The sequence below is a fragment of the Rhizobium sp. PL01 genome (genome assembly GCF_033447125.1).
In the GTDB taxonomy this organism is placed as follows: domain Bacteria; phylum Pseudomonadota; class Alphaproteobacteria; order Rhizobiales; family Rhizobiaceae; genus Pararhizobium.
This window is the reverse complement of the sequence record NZ_JAWQUM010000012.1, coordinates 1-17484: the sequence shown is the minus strand read 5'-3', so window position 1 is coordinate 17484 and position 17484 is coordinate 1. Positions and strand designations below refer to the sequence as shown.

Annotated in this window: 16 protein-coding genes; 13 read left to right on the top strand and 3 right to left on the bottom strand. The window is 59.7% G+C overall.

The genetic code is table 11. The features are described from left to right. The first annotated feature begins 31 nt into the window (after positions 1 to 31). The 6 genes from R6X40_RS24735 (at position 32) to R6X40_RS24710 (ending at position 6476) form a co-directional block, all read left to right on the top strand. Entirely contained in the window at positions 32 to 814 is a 783-nt protein-coding gene (locus R6X40_RS24735; RefSeq protein ID WP_318417028.1) for an ABC transporter substrate-binding protein, read from the top strand. Positions 815 to 895: 81 nt separating this feature from the next. Beyond that, positions 896 to 1543, top strand: a complete 648-nt coding sequence (locus tag R6X40_RS24730; protein ID WP_318417027.1) for an amino acid ABC transporter permease — start codon at positions 896 to 898, stop codon at positions 1541 to 1543. Between the two features lie 11 nt (positions 1544 to 1554). Continuing rightward, complete coding sequence (locus tag R6X40_RS24725; protein WP_318417025.1) at positions 1555 to 2214, top strand: amino acid ABC transporter permease; 660 nt, start codon at positions 1555 to 1557, stop codon at positions 2212 to 2214. Further along, positions 2211 to 2975 (top strand): amino acid ABC transporter ATP-binding protein, encoded by a 765-nt coding sequence (locus tag R6X40_RS24720; RefSeq protein WP_318417024.1) that lies wholly within the window; start codon positions 2211 to 2213, stop codon positions 2973 to 2975. The genes R6X40_RS24725 and R6X40_RS24720 overlap by 4 nt, the downstream gene beginning before the upstream one ends. 402 nt (positions 2976 to 3377) lie before the next feature. Beyond that, positions 3378 to 4349, top strand: a complete 972-nt coding sequence (locus R6X40_RS24715; protein WP_318417023.1) for a sugar-binding transcriptional regulator — start codon at positions 3378 to 3380, stop codon at positions 4347 to 4349. A 72-nt stretch (positions 4350 to 4421) separates the two neighbouring features. Next, complete coding sequence (locus R6X40_RS24710) at positions 4422 to 6476, top strand: bifunctional aldolase/short-chain dehydrogenase (protein WP_318417022.1); 2055 nt, start codon at positions 4422 to 4424, stop codon at positions 6474 to 6476. A 148-nt stretch (positions 6477 to 6624) separates the two neighbouring features. Here the strand turns inward: R6X40_RS24710 and R6X40_RS24705 are convergent, their stop codons facing one another. The 3 genes from R6X40_RS24705 to R6X40_RS24695 form a co-directional block, all read right to left on the bottom strand. Continuing rightward, a complete protein-coding gene (locus R6X40_RS24705) occupies positions 6625 to 7677 on the bottom strand; it encodes a substrate-binding domain-containing protein (RefSeq protein ID WP_318417021.1) in 1053 nt (350 codons plus the stop codon). A gap of 63 nt (positions 7678 to 7740) precedes the next feature. After that, positions 7741 to 8682 (bottom strand): ABC transporter permease, encoded by a 942-nt coding sequence (locus R6X40_RS24700; RefSeq protein WP_412178459.1) that lies wholly within the window; start codon positions 8680 to 8682, stop codon positions 7741 to 7743. Between the two features lie 118 nt (positions 8683 to 8800). Continuing rightward, positions 8801 to 10309: a sugar ABC transporter ATP-binding protein gene (locus R6X40_RS24695; RefSeq protein WP_318417017.1), complete on the bottom strand. Its 1509-nt coding sequence runs from the start codon at positions 10307 to 10309 to the stop codon at positions 8801 to 8803. 196 nt (positions 10310 to 10505) lie between these two features. On the opposite strand from R6X40_RS24695, the gene mtnK reads away from it, so the two are divergent. From mtnK to R6X40_RS24660, 7 genes are all read left to right on the top strand, one after another. Then, positions 10506 to 11774: an S-methyl-5-thioribose kinase gene (gene mtnK, locus R6X40_RS24690; RefSeq protein ID WP_318417015.1), complete on the top strand. Its 1269-nt coding sequence runs from the start codon at positions 10506 to 10508 to the stop codon at positions 11772 to 11774. Next, the gene (gene mtnA, locus R6X40_RS24685) at positions 11771 to 12865 is read left to right on the top strand and encodes an S-methyl-5-thioribose-1-phosphate isomerase (RefSeq protein WP_318417013.1); all 1095 of its coding nucleotides are present in this window, start codon (positions 11771 to 11773) and stop codon (positions 12863 to 12865) included. Before mtnK ends, mtnA begins: the two co-directional genes overlap by 4 nt. 3 nt (positions 12866 to 12868) lie before the next feature. After that, positions 12869 to 13804, top strand: coding sequence for a transketolase (locus tag R6X40_RS24680; protein ID WP_318417011.1), 936 nt, complete (start codon positions 12869 to 12871; stop codon positions 13802 to 13804). A gap of 2 nt (positions 13805 to 13806) precedes the next feature. Then, the gene (locus R6X40_RS24675; protein ID WP_318417009.1) at positions 13807 to 14808 is read left to right on the top strand and encodes a transketolase family protein; all 1002 of its coding nucleotides are present in this window, start codon (positions 13807 to 13809) and stop codon (positions 14806 to 14808) included. Next, positions 14808 to 15932 (top strand): RuBisCO large subunit C-terminal-like domain-containing protein, encoded by a 1125-nt coding sequence (locus R6X40_RS24670; protein WP_318417007.1) that lies wholly within the window; start codon positions 14808 to 14810, stop codon positions 15930 to 15932. Before R6X40_RS24675 ends, R6X40_RS24670 begins: the two co-directional genes overlap by 1 nt. Next, positions 15910 to 16131, top strand: a complete 222-nt coding sequence (locus R6X40_RS24665) for a hypothetical protein (protein ID WP_318417005.1) — start codon at positions 15910 to 15912, stop codon at positions 16129 to 16131. Before R6X40_RS24670 ends, R6X40_RS24665 begins: the two co-directional genes overlap by 23 nt. Before the next feature lie 385 nt (positions 16132 to 16516). Continuing rightward, on the top strand, positions 16517 to 17221 hold the full coding sequence (locus R6X40_RS24660) for a GntR family transcriptional regulator (protein ID WP_318417328.1): 705 nt from the start codon (positions 16517 to 16519) through the stop codon (positions 17219 to 17221). The last annotated feature ends 263 nt before the right edge of the window (positions 17222 to 17484 follow it).

Below are 17484 nucleotides of genomic sequence, written 5' to 3'. Positions count from 1 at the left end.
AATGCGCTTTCATCCAGAGGAAAACAGCAACATGAAGACACTTATTTCAGGCCTCATGGCCGCTACCCTGGCCCTTGCTGCCAGCTTTACCGCTTTCTCGGCCAGCGCCGACGATCTCGAGGCGATCAAGTCCTCCGGTGAAATCCGTATTGCCATGTCTGGCCAGTATCCGCCGTTCAACTTTGTCAACGAAAAGAACGAAGTTGTTGGCTTCGATGCCTCGATCGGAACGGCGATCGCCGAGCGCGTCGGCGTCAAGGGGACGCTCGTCACCACGGCCTGGGATGGCATCATTGCCGGCCTGCTCGCCAACAAGTTCGACACGGTCGTCGGTTCGATGACCATTACGCCGGAGCGCGAGAAAGTCGTCGATTTCGTCGGTCCATATTATCACGCCGGCCGGGCGGTTTTCGTCAATGAAGCTTCGGCAGTCCAGAAACTGGACGACCTGAAGGGCAAGACGCTCGGCGTCACGCTTGGCGAAACACATGAGAAATGGGCCCGCGAACAGGGCGGCTGGGACGTGCGCACCTACAAGGGTCTGCCTGAGCTGCTACTTGAGCTGAAGGCTGGCCGCGTCGATGCCATTGTCGTCGACAACATCCCGGTCATGGTCGCCGTCAAGGAAACCGGCGAAAAGGTCCGCCGCCTCGAAACGCCTGACATCGAAGGCGGCAGCGTCGCCATCGGCATCGCCATCCGCAAGAACAATCCTGAGCTGAAGGCTGCGATGCAGAAGGCTCTCGACGAGATGATGGCGGATGGTTCTTACGAAAAAATCGCCATGGAATGGGTCGGCAGCGACATCCGCTGATTGATCGATAATCAGGAGCATTTGGCCGGCTAGGAGAAGCCGGCCAAATGCCGTTCGCAGGCCTCTTCCGGAGTTTTTCCCATGGATTTCCCGCTGATGCTGCGCGTCTTCCCGTTTTTCGTGGAAGCCGCTTGGGTCACCGTGCAGATATCGGTGCTATCGTTATTGCTTGGCCTTGGGGTGGCAGCCGTTATCGCTTCGGCGAAGATGTCGGGCGCGTTTGCCCTGAGGGCATTCGGAAGTCTCTATGTTAGCGTGTTTCGCGGCACGCCCTGCCTGATCCAGCTGTTCGTCCTTTATTTCGGCGGTCCGCAAATCGGTATCAATCTCGATCCTTTTGCTGCGGGTGTTATCGGTCTCGGCTTGAACATCGGTGCCTATATGGCCGAATCCATTCGCGGCGGCATTCTGGGCGTTGATCGGGGTCAAGTGGAGGCTGCGCGCACCATCGGCTTTAGCCGGCTGCAGACGTTGCGTCTTGTGATCCTGCCGCAGGCCGCGCGCCTGATGATCCGCCCGCTCGGCGTCAATGCCATCGGTCTGATCAAGGGATCGGCGCTGGTTTCGACGATCTCGGTCGTCGAACTCACCTATACGGCGCAACGCTTCATCGGCTCCACTTACAAGCCGTTCGAAATCTTCGGCATTGCCGCCTTGCTCTATATGATCATCGTTTACGTCGTGGCGCGGGCGGTCGATGTCCTCGACCGGCGCTACGCAATCAACTGAGGGAGGGTAGCATGCAAGGTCTCGATTTCAGCGTTGTTACGCCCTACACCGACATCCTCCTCATGGGGGTATGGTGGACAGTAGTTCTGACCGTCACCGGAGCAGTCATCAGCTTCTTCTTCGGCATTTTCTTTGCCGTAGCCGTGCTTTATGCACCGAAGGTGATTGCCTATCCGATCCGCTTCTTCATGTGGCTGTTCATGGGAACACCGCTGCTTTTGCAGCTGTTCCTGATCTATTTCGGCCTCGCCCAGATCGGCATCAATATCCCGGCGCTCGCCGCCGGCATCATTGGCCTTGGACTTCACTTCGCCGTCTATAACGCCGATGTCATGCGTGCAGGTATCGTCTCTGTCGATGTCGGGCAGACGGAAGGTGCACGCAGCATCGGTTTCGGCCGGTTCCAGACGTTGCGCTATATCGTCATTCCGCAGGCGGTGCGCAACACGCTGCCCTCGATCGGCAATAACCTGATCGTGCTGTTGAAGGAATCATCGCTGGTCTCGATCATCGGTATTGCCGAACTTGTGCATTCCGCACAGTTGGCCATTAGCGAAACGTTCCGGCCATTCGAATTCTACATCACGGTGGCAGCACTGTACTACATACTCAATCTCGTCCTTGAAACCGGTTTGCGGCAGGTCGAAAAACAAGTGGAGGTATCCCGATGACCGTCCAGCGGCCCATGGTCGAGGTAAAGAGCGCCCGCAAAGCGTATGGTGCGCTCGAAGTCCTCAAGGGGATCGACCTCTCCGTCACGCGCGGACAGATCGTCGCCATTATCGGCCCGAGCGGTTCGGGCAAAAGCACCCTTCTGCGCTCCATCAACCATCTCGAAACGCTGAACGGCGGCGAGATCTGGCTTGATGGCGTGCAAGTCAATCAACCCCTGCGCGGCTCGGCTTTCGAGCGCCACATCAATGTGGTGCGGCAGCAGATGGGCATGGTGTTCCAGCACTTCAATTTGTTCCCTCATCTGACCGTGCTTGAGAACATCACCATGGGTCCGGTCATTCTCAAGGGCATGGCTAAGAAGGCCGCCCGCGAACTTGCGATCGAACTGTTGTCGAAGGTCGGGCTGGCGGAGAAGGTGGATGCTTATCCGTCACGGCTTTCCGGAGGGCAGAAACAGCGCGTGGCCATCGCCCGGGCGCTCGCCATGCAGCCGAAGGTGATGCTGTTCGACGAAGCGACGTCGGCACTCGACCCGGAACTGGTGGATGAGGTCAACGCGGTGATGAAGCAGCTTGCCGCCGAGCACATGACCATGCTGATCGTCACACACGAGATGCGCTTTGCCGGCGAAGTCGCTGACCGCGTCCTGTTCATGGACGGCGGCGTCGTGGTCGAGGAAGGGCCACCAAGCGAGATCTTCCGCGCACCGACACAGGAACGCACCCGGTCCTTCCTGAAGAAATACCTGGCTGCTTGAATGGTGTGATCCGTTATGCTGGAAGCTGATTTTCCGGCATAACGCCTGACGCCGAAGCGCGAACTTCTTTGGTATCGCTGCGATAGGCATTGTCGGTATTGTCTGCAGGGCCTGAACCTCTTCCCCGAGATTGTGATCATTTCCTTTCACACCGTGAAAAGGCGTCGCCGAGCCGACTGTCTATGCCGTAAAACAGCGCCGTTACCACGCTGACTTGGCGGCACATGAGAGGTGGTTTTCCTTCTGCTGCTGTTCGGCCTGCGTACTCTGGGCGCCTCCCTTCAGTGCGCATGCATTGCCTCACCTGATATTGGTGGTGCGAGAGATGTCCTTCCAAAGGGCGGATTTGACTTTTGTCAACGGTGATGACTATTGTCTAACTCGGCAATTGAAGGAGACGTGATGCCCATCCGGTCCACTGATCAGATCCTGCACAAGGCGGCGTGGCTCTACTATACTCACGGTCTTCGACAGGATGAAGTGGCGCAGCGACTCAATATTTCCCGCGCGTCTGTCGCAACCTATCTGCGGCGCGCGCGCGAAACTGGCATCGTCAACATCGCGACATCGACACAGCTGTTTGCGGACGATATCTTGGCGCGCCAGTTGGAGGATGCGCTCGGCCTGACCTCGGTGTGGATTGTGCCGGAAGACCGGCAGGCCATGGATCCGACTGCGGAAATGCCGGTTGTTGCTGCCGCCGTGTTCCTGGAGTTGATCAACAAGGGTGATCGTGTCGGCGTTGCCTGGGGACGCACGGTCTACCATCTGGCCGATGTCATGCCCTATGCCGATCTGCAGGATGTCACCGTCGTCCAGCTCTGCGGAAATCTTGGTGCGCCGTACTCCTACAGACCTGATCAGTGTACGACTGAAATCGCCCGGCGTCTCAATGCGGAGGGCATCAATGTCTATGCACCTCTGGTTCTGAGTTCTGAACAGCTGGCTGATGCACTGCGTGCCGAACCGGTGATCCGCGAGCAGATGGCGACGATTTCCGATTGCCAGCTAGCGCTCTATTCGGTTGGCGGCATCGAGGATGACAGCCATCTGGTGAAATGCGGTGCCCTGACGGCGGAGGAAATGCACGCGCTAGGGGAGACGGGCGCCGCTGGCGTTATTGCCGGCCAGATCATCGACCGTGATGGCCAGTGGTTGGACTGCGCCCATAACCGCCGCTGCATTTCCGCCGATCTCGAATCCATTCGCGCGATCGGCAAGCGCATGATGGTGGTGCAGGAAGACAGCAAGTTCGAACCGCTTGTGGCTGCGATCAGAGGCGGCTTTGCCTCGCATCTGGTGGTGACCACCTCCATGGCCAAGCGGCTTCTGGAGCGCTGGGGCACCGAGGCCCGGAGCCGCACCACAGCATAGACGATCCCAATCATATCCTGATCCGCCCGGCGAGGACCGGGCTTGAAAACCTGTCCGAGGGAGAAGTAAACAATGAAGAATCTCTGGAGCGATACTGACGCCGAAGCGATGGTCGCCACCTATGCCACAAAGGGCATCAACCGCGATCTGGCGTTGCGTACCTATACGACGCGGCTGCTCGGCGGCGATCCGAGGCTGGTCTTGCATGGGGGCGGCAACACCTCCGTCAAGACCACGGTCAGCGACCTCGTCGGCGATGAATGGGACGTGCTCTGCGTCAAGGGCAGCGGTTGGGATATGGGCATCATCGAGCCCGCGGGCTTGCCTTCCGTCAAGATCGCGCCACTCCTGAAGGCCCGCAAGCTGACCAAGCTTTCCGACGAGGATATGGTGACGCTGCAGCGCGCCAACCTCATCGATCCGGCCTCGCCGAACCCTTCCGTCGAGGCGCTGCTGCATGCCTTCATCCCGCACAAGTTCGTCGATCACACTCATTCGACCGGCGTGCTGGCCATTGCGGACCTTGAGGACAGCATGGCCGTCAGCGCCAAGGTTTTCGGACCGAAGATGGGGCTGGTTCCCTATGTGATGCCCGGCTTCGACCTCGCCAAGCTGGCCGCAGAGGTCTTTGACCGCGACCCGACGGTGGATGGGCTTATTCTCGACAAGCACGGCATCTTCACCTTCGGCGCAACGGCGAAGGAAGCCTATGACCGGATGATCCATTATGTGACGCTGGCAGAGGACTATGTTGCGCACAACGGCAAGGACCCCTTCACACCGACCCCCCTGCCCGCAAACCTTGCCAAGCCCAACGATATCGCCGCCATGCTGCGCGGCGCGGTTGCCGTCTCCAAGGGCGAAGGCAGATATGACCGTATGGTCGGCGAGTTCCGCACCTCACCGGCGATCCTCGATTTCGTCAACGCTGCGCAGGTCGAAGATATGGCGTCGCGCGGCGTCTCGACCCCGGACCTGTCGATCCGCATCAAGACCGGACCGATGGTGCTGCCGGCACCGGATGCGGCCGATCTCAGCGGCTACAAGGCGGTGATTGCCGAGCGTGTTGCAGCCTTCGCCAAGAATTACACGGCCTATTTCGAGGAAAATGACGGCAGGGACGACGTCAAGCGCGTCATGCTCGATCCGATGCCGCGCCTGATGCTGGTGCCGGGGCTCGGCATGTTCGGCTATGGCCGTACGCTGAAGGATGCGAAGATCGCCGCTGATGTCGGCGAGATGTGGATCGAGGCTGCACGCGATGCCGAATCCATCGGCCGTTTTCAGCCGGTCAGCAAGCCTGACTTGTTCGATCTCGAATACTGGTCGTTGGAACAGGCGAAGCTCGCCGGTGCCAAGGCCAAACCGTTCACCGGTCAGATCGCTGTCGTCACCGGCGGCGCGGGCGCAATCGGTGCTGCTGTCGCCAAGGCTTTTGCCCGCGAAGGCGCGCATGTGGTCGTGCTTGATCTCGACGGCGCCAGGGCGGCAGAGGTGGCAAAAGCGATTGGCAACCAGTCCATCGGCCTCGCCTGCGATGTCACCGACGCAGCGTCCGTCCGCATGGCCTTCGACAAGGCCGTCACGACCTATGGCGGTGTCGACATCGTCGTCTCGAATGCCGGTGCTGCCTGGGAAAGCCCGATTGCCACCATGGACGATGCGTTGCTGCGCAAGAGCTTCGAGCTCAACTTCTTCTCGCACCAGAGCGTGGCGCAAAATGCCGTGCGGATCATGAAGGAGCAGGCGACCGGCGGTGTTCTCCTGTTCAACGCCAGCAAGCAGGCGGTCAATCCCGGTGCTAACTTTGGCGCTTACGGCCTGCCCAAGGCGGCGGCGCTGTTCCTGTCACGGCAATACGCGCTGGAACATGGCAAGGATGGCATCCGCTCCAACGCCGTCAACGCCGATCGGATCCGCTCCGGCCTACTCAATGACGAGATGATCGCTAACCGCTCGGCCGCCCGCGGCCTGTCGGTCAAGGACTATATGGGCGGCAATTTGCTTGGTCTTGAGGTCACTGCAGACGATGTAGCCCAGGCCTTCGTGCATCACGCGCTGGCCGAACGCACCACCGCCGATGTGACAACCGTCGATGGCGGGAATATTGCTGCGGCGATGCGATAAGCACTCAAAATACGCAGCAAAAAATCTGGAAGGCCGTTTGCAGCCACTTGCTGCGAGCGGCTTTTGTTTTTTGGTTTGAAGCCGAAAAGTGACGTTACAACAAAAAAAGGGCGGCTCGAAAGCCGCCCCAAGTTTCGCCAGGAGTAACTTACTTGGCGTTGGGATTGGGCATCCATGCTGGCATGGCGACATCGGCGTGGGCGAACTGCGGCAGCTTGGCGCCGAGCTCTTCCATGTTCTTGATGTCGTTGTCGTTGAGATCTTTCTGGGTGATCAGTGTCGGTGGGACGATGACGCTACGGCCCGGATCTTCACCGGCGAGCATCATGGCCAGCGTGCGAACCGAGACCTGGCCGACGACGGCCGGGTTGGTGGCGGCAGTTGCGGCCCAGGCGCTGTCCGGCTCGCGCATCGCGGCGATATCCGAGGTCGAGATGTCGGCAGAGTAGATCTTCACGCTCGAGGACATGCCGGCTTCGTCGACGGCGATCTTCACGCCCTTGGCGAATTCGTCGTAAGGCGCAAACATCACGGTGATGTCCGGATTGGCCGTGATGACCGAACGGGCTTGGTTTGCGACCGAGTTGGCAATCGGGTTGTCCATGGTGCCGAACATCGCGGCTTCATTGATGCCCGAATACTTCTTCTTGAATTCCTTCCAGGTCTCGTCGCGGCGGTCGAGTGGCGCAATGCCGGCGACGTAGACATAGCCGGCCTTCCAGCTTTCGCCATTGTCCTTGATGGCCTGTTCCAGCGCCAGGCGGGCAAGGTCACGGTCGGACTGTTCGACCTGCGGGACCTTGTCGTTCTCGACATTGACGTCGAAGGCGACGACCTTGATACCGGCGTCAACTGCGCGCTGGGCCGCTTCCTTCATGGATTCGGTCAGGCCGTGCTGGATGATGATGCCCTGAACGCCCAGCGCGATCGCCTGGTCGACCATGTCGGCCTGCAGGGCGGCGTCCTGGCGGCTGTCGAGTACGCGCAGATCGACGCCGAGCGCCTTGGCCTGCGATTCCACACCCGACAGATAGGACTGGAAGAAGTCGCCGGTCGACAGGTAGCGTACCAGCGCGATTTTGACGTCACCCGGTTTGTCGAATGGCGCTGGCATATCGGCGGCAAACGACACGCCTCCCAGCGTCGTTGCAGCCAGCATGCCAAGCGTGAGCTTTGAAAAAGTTCTCCGCGTAAAAGTCATAAGGGTCTCCTCCACAATAGACTTGTTGTTTGATTTGCAGTCCCGCACGGAGCTTCGCGCTCGCTAGCGTTTGCCCCTCCTCGAGAGCGCAAAGGTGAACACCAGGGCGATGACGAGCACGAAGCCCTTGACGAAATCCTGGGTGTAGTAGGGCGCATTCATCATCGTCAGCCCCTGCAGCAGCACACCGACGAACAGCGCGCCGATAGCGGTGCCGAACGCGTTTGGCTTGGCAGCGCCGAGGACAGCAAAACCGATGAGGGCAGCGGCAACGGAATCCAGCAGCAGGTTGTTGCCCGATGCGATATCGCCGCGCCCAAGACGGGCCGCGAGCAAGATACCGCCGATCGAGGCGAAGACGCCCGAAATGATATAGGCCCAGATCTTGTAGGCATTGACAGGTGCGCCCGCGAGCCCGGCCGCGCGCTCGTTGGAGCCGACCGCATACATCATCCGGCCGAAGCGGGTGTATTCGAGGAAGAACCAGATGAGGATGGCGAGCACGATCAGTACGACCACCGAAACCGGGACCAGATTGGGCAGCACGAAGTCGAAGCGGTGGCGGCCGAGCGCCAGGAAGGCGGGACTGAAAGTGCCGGTGGCGGTCGAACCATCCGGCATGCTCATGCCTGTTGCGATCGAGCGGCCTTCGGTTGGAATGCGCTGCAGCCCGACGAGCAAGAACATCATGCCGAGCGTCGCCAACAGGTCCGGCACGCGCATGTAGACGATCAGGAAGCCGTTGATCAGGCCGACGATTACGCCAATGGCAAGGCAGACAAGCGTCGTCGTCAACGCATCGCCGCCCATAACCACCATCACGTAGGACGATGCCATCATTGCGGTGGTGGCGACGGATCCGATCGACAGGTCGAAACCGCCGACCACCAATGTTGCGGTAACGCCGAGCGCCAGAATGCCGGTGATCGACACGGACTGGAAAATGAAGACGGCACTCTGCGGCGAGGCAAAGCCACTGGTCATGATGCAGAAATAGATGATCATTCCGAAGAGCAGCGTGATGAAGCCATACTTGATGGCGATCTCGCGCGGCGTCAGCGACGCCGCTATCGGTGCAGCCTTGCGCGCTGATGGAGTGACAGTTGTCTGTTCAATGCTCATGTCAGAGTACCATTTCATGTTGGCCGGCAATTTCGGCCAGAAGTCTGTCGACATTGATGTCGGCGTTACGATGTTCGCCGACCAGCGTGTGCTCCGACATCACCAGAATGCGGTCGGCGATCTCGAAGGCTTCGTCCAGTTCGGTGAGAAAGACGATGGTGGCGCGGCCGGAGGCGGAGGCCCGCAATTTCGCTGCTATATCCCGGCGCGCGGAAATATCGACGCCCTGGAACGGTTCATCGAGGATGAGCAGGCGCGAGGCCTGGCTCAGCCAGCGGCCGACCATGACCTTCTGCTGGTTGCCGCCCGATAGCGTGTTCATCTCGTCGCGCTCGGTGCGGCAGACGATGCCCAAGGCTGAAATCTGCTGGCGCGCCTGTGCCCGCTCTGCCCGGCGATTGGAAATGCCGAAATTCGAAATCCGTTTCAGGAATGGCAGGCTGACATTTTCGTAGATATTGAAATCTGGAACAATGCCACTGTCACCGCGATCCTTGGCCACTAGAAATACGCCCTGGTCGATCGCCGCGCGGGTCGTTCTTGGCGCATAGGTCTTGCCGTCCAGCATCATCGATCCGGAAACCGGCAAACGGGCGCCAAACAGGGTTTCCGCCAGCGCTGTCTTGCCGACGCCGACGAGACCGGTGACGGCGACGATTTCACCATCGCCGAGCGTAATCGAAAACGGTCTGGCCCCACGTGCAATGGTGAGTTTTTCCGCCTTGAAAACCGGGGCCGTGCCGTCGCGGACGACGATGTTGCTCAGGCTGATCTTCTGTCCGAGCATGGCATTCACCGCGCCCTCGTAATCGAGGTTCGGGCTTTCGAAAAGCCCGGCAATGCGGCCATCGCGCAGCGAAACGATGGTGTCGGCAAGGCGCCGGATATCCGACATGCGATGAGAGATATAAAGAATGGCGACACCGCGGGCGCGCAGCCGGTCGACAAGTTCGAACAACCGGTCGGCCTCCGCGCTCGACAGTGACGAGGTCGGCTCATCGAGAATGAGCACCTTGGGCTCATGCGCCATGGCGCGGGCGATCGATACCATCTGCCGGTCAGCCAGCGAGAGATCGGCGACCGTGGCATTGAGATCAATGGCAAGCCCCATGCGGTCGGCGACGGCCTTGGCCTCGCGGCGGACACGGCGGGGATTGAAAATGAGATGGGCACCACGGCCGTTCAAACGGTCGAGCGTGAGATTGGTCGCAACATCGAGGTCGGCGACGACACCGTCATTGATGTTCTGGTGCACAGTGACGACACCGGCGCGGATGGCTTCGGCTGGCGTGGCTGGCGCATAAGGTTGTCCGGCGAGCGTGATGGCGCCCGCGTCACGGCCATAAACGCCGCTGACGACCCGCACCAGCGTCGATTTTCCTGCCCCGTTTGCGCCCATCAACACTGTGACGGCTCCGGCGCGCAAAGTCAGATCAACCCCACCCAGCACCTGGATCGGACCAAATGATTTGCGCAGACCCTCAATACGGAAAACGTGTTCCTGTATCATCTGCTCCTCCCTGACTATCATGCTAAGACGTCATCTAATCAAATGTCAAGCCCATTGACATTTGACAGAATGGTGGCTTACCAAAAGAGAAAGGACGGCGTGACAGCAAGTGGAGACGCATCGCGCTGGGAGCGGAATGAGGAGTGTGACGGGTGTTTTCTGCCCGGCACGCCGCTCCGGACCGAGAGGAGGAATCATGAGTACCAACACTTTCGAAGCGCTCACGCCCGAAACCCTGCCGCCGCGGCTGGGCAGCAATGCGGCTCTTTCAGGCAGGATCGGCGCGGATAGTGCACACTGGAAAGTGCGCGAGGTCGGCGACGGCAACCTCAACCTTGTTTTCATCGTCGAGGGGCTGACCGGCAGCGCCATCGTCAAGCAGGCATTGCCGTATGTGCGCCTTGTTGGCGAGAGTTGGCCTTTGCCGCTGAAGCGCTCCTATTTCGAATATCATGCACTGAAACGCGAGGCTGAGCGCGATCCCGGCATGGTGCCTGAGGTTCTGTTCTTCGATCGCGAACAGGCGATTATCGTCATGGAATTCCTGACGCCGCACGTGATCCTGCGCCGGGCGTTGATCGAGGGACGGCAATTGCCCAAGATCGCCCGTGATCTCGGCCTGTTTCTCGCCCGTACGCTATTTCGCGGCTCCGATCTCTCCATGGAAACCCGCAAGCGCAAGGAAGACCTGGCGCTCTTCGCTGATAATGTCGAGCTGTGCGATATCACCGAAAATCTGGTTTTCTCCGACCCATATTTCGACGCCAAGCTCAATCATTTCACCACGCCGCAGCTTGATGGTATCGTCGCCGGATTGCGTGCCGACCGTGATCTGAAGGTCGAAGCGCAGCGGTTGAAGCACTTGTTCACGGCCAATGCAGAAACGCTGCTGCACGGCGACCTGCACACCGGCTCGGTCATGGTCACCGATACCCAAACACGCGTTATCGATCCGGAATTTGCCTTCTACGGTCCGATGGCGATTGATGTCGGCATGCTGCTGTCGAATTTCTGGATGAGCTATTTCTCGCAGTCCGGCCATGAGCAGAATGGTAGCCGCGAGGACATGCGTGCCTACCTGCTCGGCGTTCTCGTCGAGACCTGGGAAACATTTCGCGCCGAGTTCTCGCTTCTGTGGCGTACCGAACGCACGGGCATTCTCTATCAACGCACATTGTTCGAGGACCAGGGCGATCATCTTGGATCCGAGCAGGCGCTGGGCGAAGTGCTGCAGACATTGTGGACGGATATGCTCGGCTTTGCCGGCATCGAGATGCATCGCCGCATCCTCGGCCTCGCCCACAATGCGGATTTTGAAACCATCGAAGACCCGGACGTCCGGGCACGCTGCGAAACCAAGGCGCTCAAGCTTGGGCGCCATCTTGCCGTCAATCGGCGCCGCATCCACAGCATTGCCGAGATCAATGCGCTTGCGGAACGCCTCGAGAAGGAGTCAGTCATTTGAACGTCGGAGATCGCCATTACCATACCATCTGGCTCAACGAGGATGGCCAGTCCGTCGATATCATCGACCAGCGCTGGCTGCCGCATGAATTCCGGGTCGTTACGCTGAAGACTGTCGATGACATCGCAGTCGCGATCCGCGACATGTGGGTGCGCGGTGCGCCGCTGATCGGGGTCACGGCCGCCTATGGCGTCGCCATTGCTATGCAAGGCGATGCTAGTGATGCGGCACTCGATACCGTCTGGGATGTTTTGCACGAAACCCGCCCGACCGCGATCAACCTTCGCTGGGCACTGGACGAGATGCGCAATGGCCTGCGCAAGGTGCCGGTTTCCGAGCGCGCTGCCGCGGCTTATCGCCGTGCGGCGGAGATCGCCGAGGAAGATGTACAGCTCAACCGCAGCATTGGCGCCAACGGATTGAAGGTTATCCGCGAGATCGCTGCCCGAAAGAAACCGGGCGAGCCGGTCAATATTCTAACCCATTGCAATGCCGGTTGGCTGGCAACTGTCGATTATGGGACCGCCACCGCGCCGATCTACATGGCGACCGAAGCTGGAATACCGGTCCATGTTTACGTGGACGAGACACGGCCGCGTAACCAGGGTGCACAGTTGACCGCCTGGGAACTCAACGGCCACGGCGTGCCGCACACCTTGATCGTCGACAACGCCGGCGGCCATCTTATGCAGCATGGTCAGATCGACATGGTGATCGTCGGCACTGACCGCACCACAGCTGACGGTGATGTCTGCAACAAGATCGGTACCTATCTGAAAGCGCTTGCTGCCAAGGACAATGGCGTCCCGTTCTATGTCGCCCTGCCCTCTCCGACCATCGACTGGACGGTGCATGACGGCGTGAAGGAAATTCCGATCGAGGAGCGCAACAGCGACGAAGTTACCTTCGTGCAGGGCCGCGCTGCCGACGGCTCGATTGCCACGGTGCGCATCTCGCCCGAGGGTAGCCCGGCTGCCAATCCGGCCTTCGACGTTACCCCGGCCCGGCTGATCACCGGCCTGATCACCGAGCGTGGCATTGCCGAAGCCTCGCAGCAGGGGCTGAAAGCCCTGTTTCCGGAACGGAGCTGAACCATGAGCCTGTCCAACCATCAAACCACCGAAGACGTCGCCGCCGGCATTCGCAAGCGCGTTTTCCTGCATACAATGCGCAACAATGGCGGCTATCTGAGCCAGGCCTGCTCGGCGGCTGAAAGCCTTGCCTTCCTCTATAACGAAGCTCTGACGCTCGGTGACCCGACCTTGCCAAAGGTGCCGCTGCCGTTCGGCGGTGTGCCATCCGCCACCAATTCGGACGCCTTCACCGGTGCAGGCTATCATGGCCCGTTCACCGCTGAGTTCGACCGGCTGATCATTTCCCCGGCGCATTACGCACTGGTGATCTACTCGGCATTGATCCAGGTCGGCCGCATGGACGAGCATGCGCTTGATCATTTCAACGTTGATGGCGGCTCTGTCGAGATGATCGGCGCCGAACACAGCCCGGGGATGGAAGTGACCACCGGCTCGCTGGCGCAGGGCCTTTCGATGGCATCGGGCATCGCCTGGGCGCGCAAGCGCAAGGGTGAACCCGGCAAGGTCTGGGTCTACATGTCGGACGGCGAATTCCAGGAAGGACAGACCTGGGAGTGCCTGGCTGCGATGGCTTATCACGGCATCGACAACATCCGCGTCATCGTCGACGTCAATCGCCAGCAATGTGACGGCGCCATGTCGTCGGTGTTGGATCTCGGCGACCTTGCCGCTCGTGTTGCCTCGTTCGGCGTTACCTGCCGATCGATAAACGGTCATGATCTCGATGCCATGCGCGAAGCTGCTGACAGTGCCGAGCCCGGCAAGCCGCTGATCATCCTTGCCAACACCTCGCCTTATCAGGGCATGGAATTCCTGAAGAAGCGTTTTCCGCGCCTGCACTATGTCCGCTTCAAGTCGGCCGACGAGCGCCGCGAAATGCAGACCGCCATCGCCGCCGAACTCGGTGTCGATGAAGCCGAAATTGCGAGAGCCTGATCATGGTAGACATCGTCAATCGTCCCTATGCCAAGGCCTTTGAGGCATTTGCCTCGGCTCGCCCGGAAGTCCTCTGCCTTTCGGCCGACCTGACCTCGTCCTGCGAAGTCGATGGTTTCCGCGACCGGCATCCCGACCAGTTCCTATCGCTCGGCATGGCCGAGCAGAACATGTTGTCCTTTGCTGGCGGTCTCGCCATGCAGGGCTTTCGGCCGTTCCTGCACACCTTCTCGGTGTTCCTCTATCGCCGGCCCTACGACCAGCTGATCAACTCTATTGCCTATTCCAACCGCAAGGTGCGGTTGATGGGCTTCCTGCCGGGCATCACCACGCCGGGCGGCATCACACATCAGGCAATCGAGGATATCTCGGTGATGCGTGCCATCCCGAACATGACGATCCTCGAGTGCGGCGACGCCACCGAAGTCGAAACTGTGCTGGAAGTGGCGGACAGCATCGACGGCCCAGTCTACGTCCGCGTTCTGCGCGGCGAAGTACCAAGACTGTTCTCGACCCCGTTCGAATTCAACAAGCTGCGGACCTTGAGCGAAGGCGATGACGTGCTCGTCGTCACATCAGGCGTTTGCACGGAAGAGGCGCTGCGTGCCGCCGAGCCCCTCAAGAGCCGCGGCATTGGTATCCACCACCTGCACGTTTCGACGCTGAAACCGTTTGATCGCGACGGCCTGATCAAGGCTGCGCGCGGCAAGAAAGGCGTCATCACGCTGGAGAACCACACCATCAATGGCGGCCTCGGGTCGCTGGTGGCGGAAATTCTGGCGGAGGAAGGGCTCGGCGTCAAACTGCGGCGTCTCGGCCTGCAGGATACGTTTGCGCATGGCGCCTCCAAGCCATACCTGATGAAGAAATACGGGCTCGACGCCAGCGCGCTGGTCTCTGCCATCGGCCAGCTTCTCGGCAAAGATCTCGATATCGACGACGCGGAACTCGAAGCCGTGCGGATCGACACTGTGCATTCTGCCCAGAAAGCGGAGGCACTGTAATGGCCCGTTTTTTGGTGACCTACTGGATTGGCGTTGCCAGCGAAACCGAGGCCCGCGCCCGGGCTCTGGAGATCGCCGTCGAGCAGACGGTGGAAATTCCCCGCGATATCGTGCCAACCGGCTACATTGAGGACGAAATCCTCGGGCGGATCGAGAATGTCCACCCCTGCCCCGATACGCGCGGCGGCTTTCTAACGGAAATTTCCTATAGCGACGACGATATCGGCGACGATTTTCCGCAACTGTTGAACATCGTCTTCGGCAATTCCTCGATCCGGACACAGACCCGGGTCGAGACGATGACGCTGTCGCCGGCGATCACCACGCTATTGTCGGGGCCGCGGTTCGGAATACCGGGAATGCGTGCGCGAACCGGCGTCAAGCAGGGGCCGATCCTGATGTCGGCCATCAAGCCTGTCGGACTTCCCACCACTGAACTTGCGGGGCTCGCCCATCAATTCGCCTTGGGCGGAATGGATTACGTCAAGGACGACCATGGACTGGCCAACCAGAAGACTTCGCCATTCGCCGATCGCCTGAAAGCCTGCATCGACGCCATCGGCGATGCCAATGGGAAGACCGGTTTTGCCACGACCTATGTGCCGAATATCACCGGCCCGTCCGATCAGATATTCGAACGTGCCTTTATGGCCAAGGAGATGGGGGCTGGCGGCGTCATGCTGGCGCCGTCGATTGTCGGTTTCGACGTGTCGCGTGCCTTGGCCGCGAACCCGGATTTCGACCTGCCGATCGTTTCGCATCCGACTTTCGGTGGCACCAATGTCATCACCCCGACAACCGGTTTCTCCCATCGCTTCTTCTACGGCATCCTGCAGCGGTTGATGGGAGTCGATGCGGTCATCTATCCGAATTTTGGTGGACGGTTCAGCTTTTCCCGCGATGAATGCCTGGCGATCGTCGATGGCTGCACCAGTGATCTCGGCGGTCTGAAACCCATCCTGCCTGCGCCAGGCGGTGGCATGACCTTCGAGCGCGTACCGGAAATGCGCGATGCCTATGGGGATACCGTCATGTACCTGATCGGCGGGGCCTTGTTGCGCGAAAAGTCCGACCTTCCGGCTGCCTGCCGAAAACTTATCGATGCCGTTCGAGCGACCCGTTGAACCAGTTGGTCGTACACCGCAGGTCGCGGCGAGCATCAATCCCGATTTAAACGGCTGCCGGGAGAGGAATGGCGAAGATCTGTTGAAGACGATGGCCGACGCGGTGGATACACTTGCCGCGCGGCAAATCGTTGATGCCGGTCACGAATGCTCCAGCGGCTCGATGCCCGGATTGCCGTTTACAAAGCCGGCAGCTTAATCTTCATCCATCATTGCCACCAAATATGTGCGGCCGGTCGGATTGCTGAAGGCAACCGATCAAAGCGGTCTGTTGCGATGTCAGTGGCGGTCGAGGCTCCGGGGCCCTCAACAGAAGACTGCTCGGGCGCCTCCAATGACGTGCTGATCATCAAGATCGTCACTTATCTGTTCAGTCTCTCTCTTTACGTTTGATCATTGCGATCCAGCATCATGATCACATTTGCGGGGGTATCCGCCTGAGGGCGCGGGGATGGCCAATCGCATCGGAGGCCCAGCCATGATGAATGGCAGTGGCGAAGGAATGAGAAATCGTGCCTCGACCCGGCCTCGGATTGTCCATATTGATATCCTCACCCAGAGGAGGATCAGGGCTCTTGAAACGGATGGATGCGGTCGGACTGGCTTCGCTAAGCAAGCTGCCAATGGAATCGATGAAACAATGGGCCTATCGTTGTCTGCGTCGGGCCATCATGACCGGCCGCTTTCCTCCGGGGCTGCCGGTTACCATTCAGGGTCTCGCGGAAATGCTGCAGGTCAGTGCGATGCCGGTGCGCGAAGCGCTTCACAGGCTTGTCGCCGACGGTGCGCTTGAGCATCTCGACAATCGTCGTGTCCGGGTACCCGATATCGACCCGGAAAAATTCGACGAGATCATTGCAGCGCGCATCGCACTTGAGACCATCGCGGCCGAGCGCGCCCTGCCCTCCATCGATTCCCTGCGGCTTGCGCGCCTGCAGCAACTCGATGATGAGATCGAGGTCGCCTACAACGCAGGCAATATCGAGCAAGGCATTGAAGCCAATTTCACATTCCACCGGTGTCTCTATGAGGTCCGCTCGTCGGCCGTTCTTCTGCCGCTGATCGAATCCGTCTGGTTGCGACTTGGCCCTTTCATGCGCGAGGCGACGGAAAACCTGGATGAGAGCTACCGCATCGACCGGCATGCTCAGGCTTTGGAAGCGATTGTTGCCAGGGACGTAACCGCCCTCAAGGCGGCCATCACTGCCGATATCCAGGACGGGGCTGGACATCTCGGCCACAAGCGGTTTCTCGATGTGGAGTCGCGGCAGTTCACTGCGCGAAAATAACGGTGTCGCACCCCTCTTCTCCGTCACGGCCATTACGAGGGGGCTGGCCTGCCAAAATCCCAACTATTTACCCGGGTTTGCCGTTCATTCGGGTTGTTTTAGAAATACAGTAGCAATAACAGCCACTTACGAAAAACCTCATTTTCTTTCCCAGTCTGTGTTGACTTCTTTTGGGGTGTGGGACTATAAACCGCTCACCAACGAGGGCGGCGGCGCTGCTGGCGACCGACGAACTCGCTCTGAAGTTTCTTACGAAAGTTTGG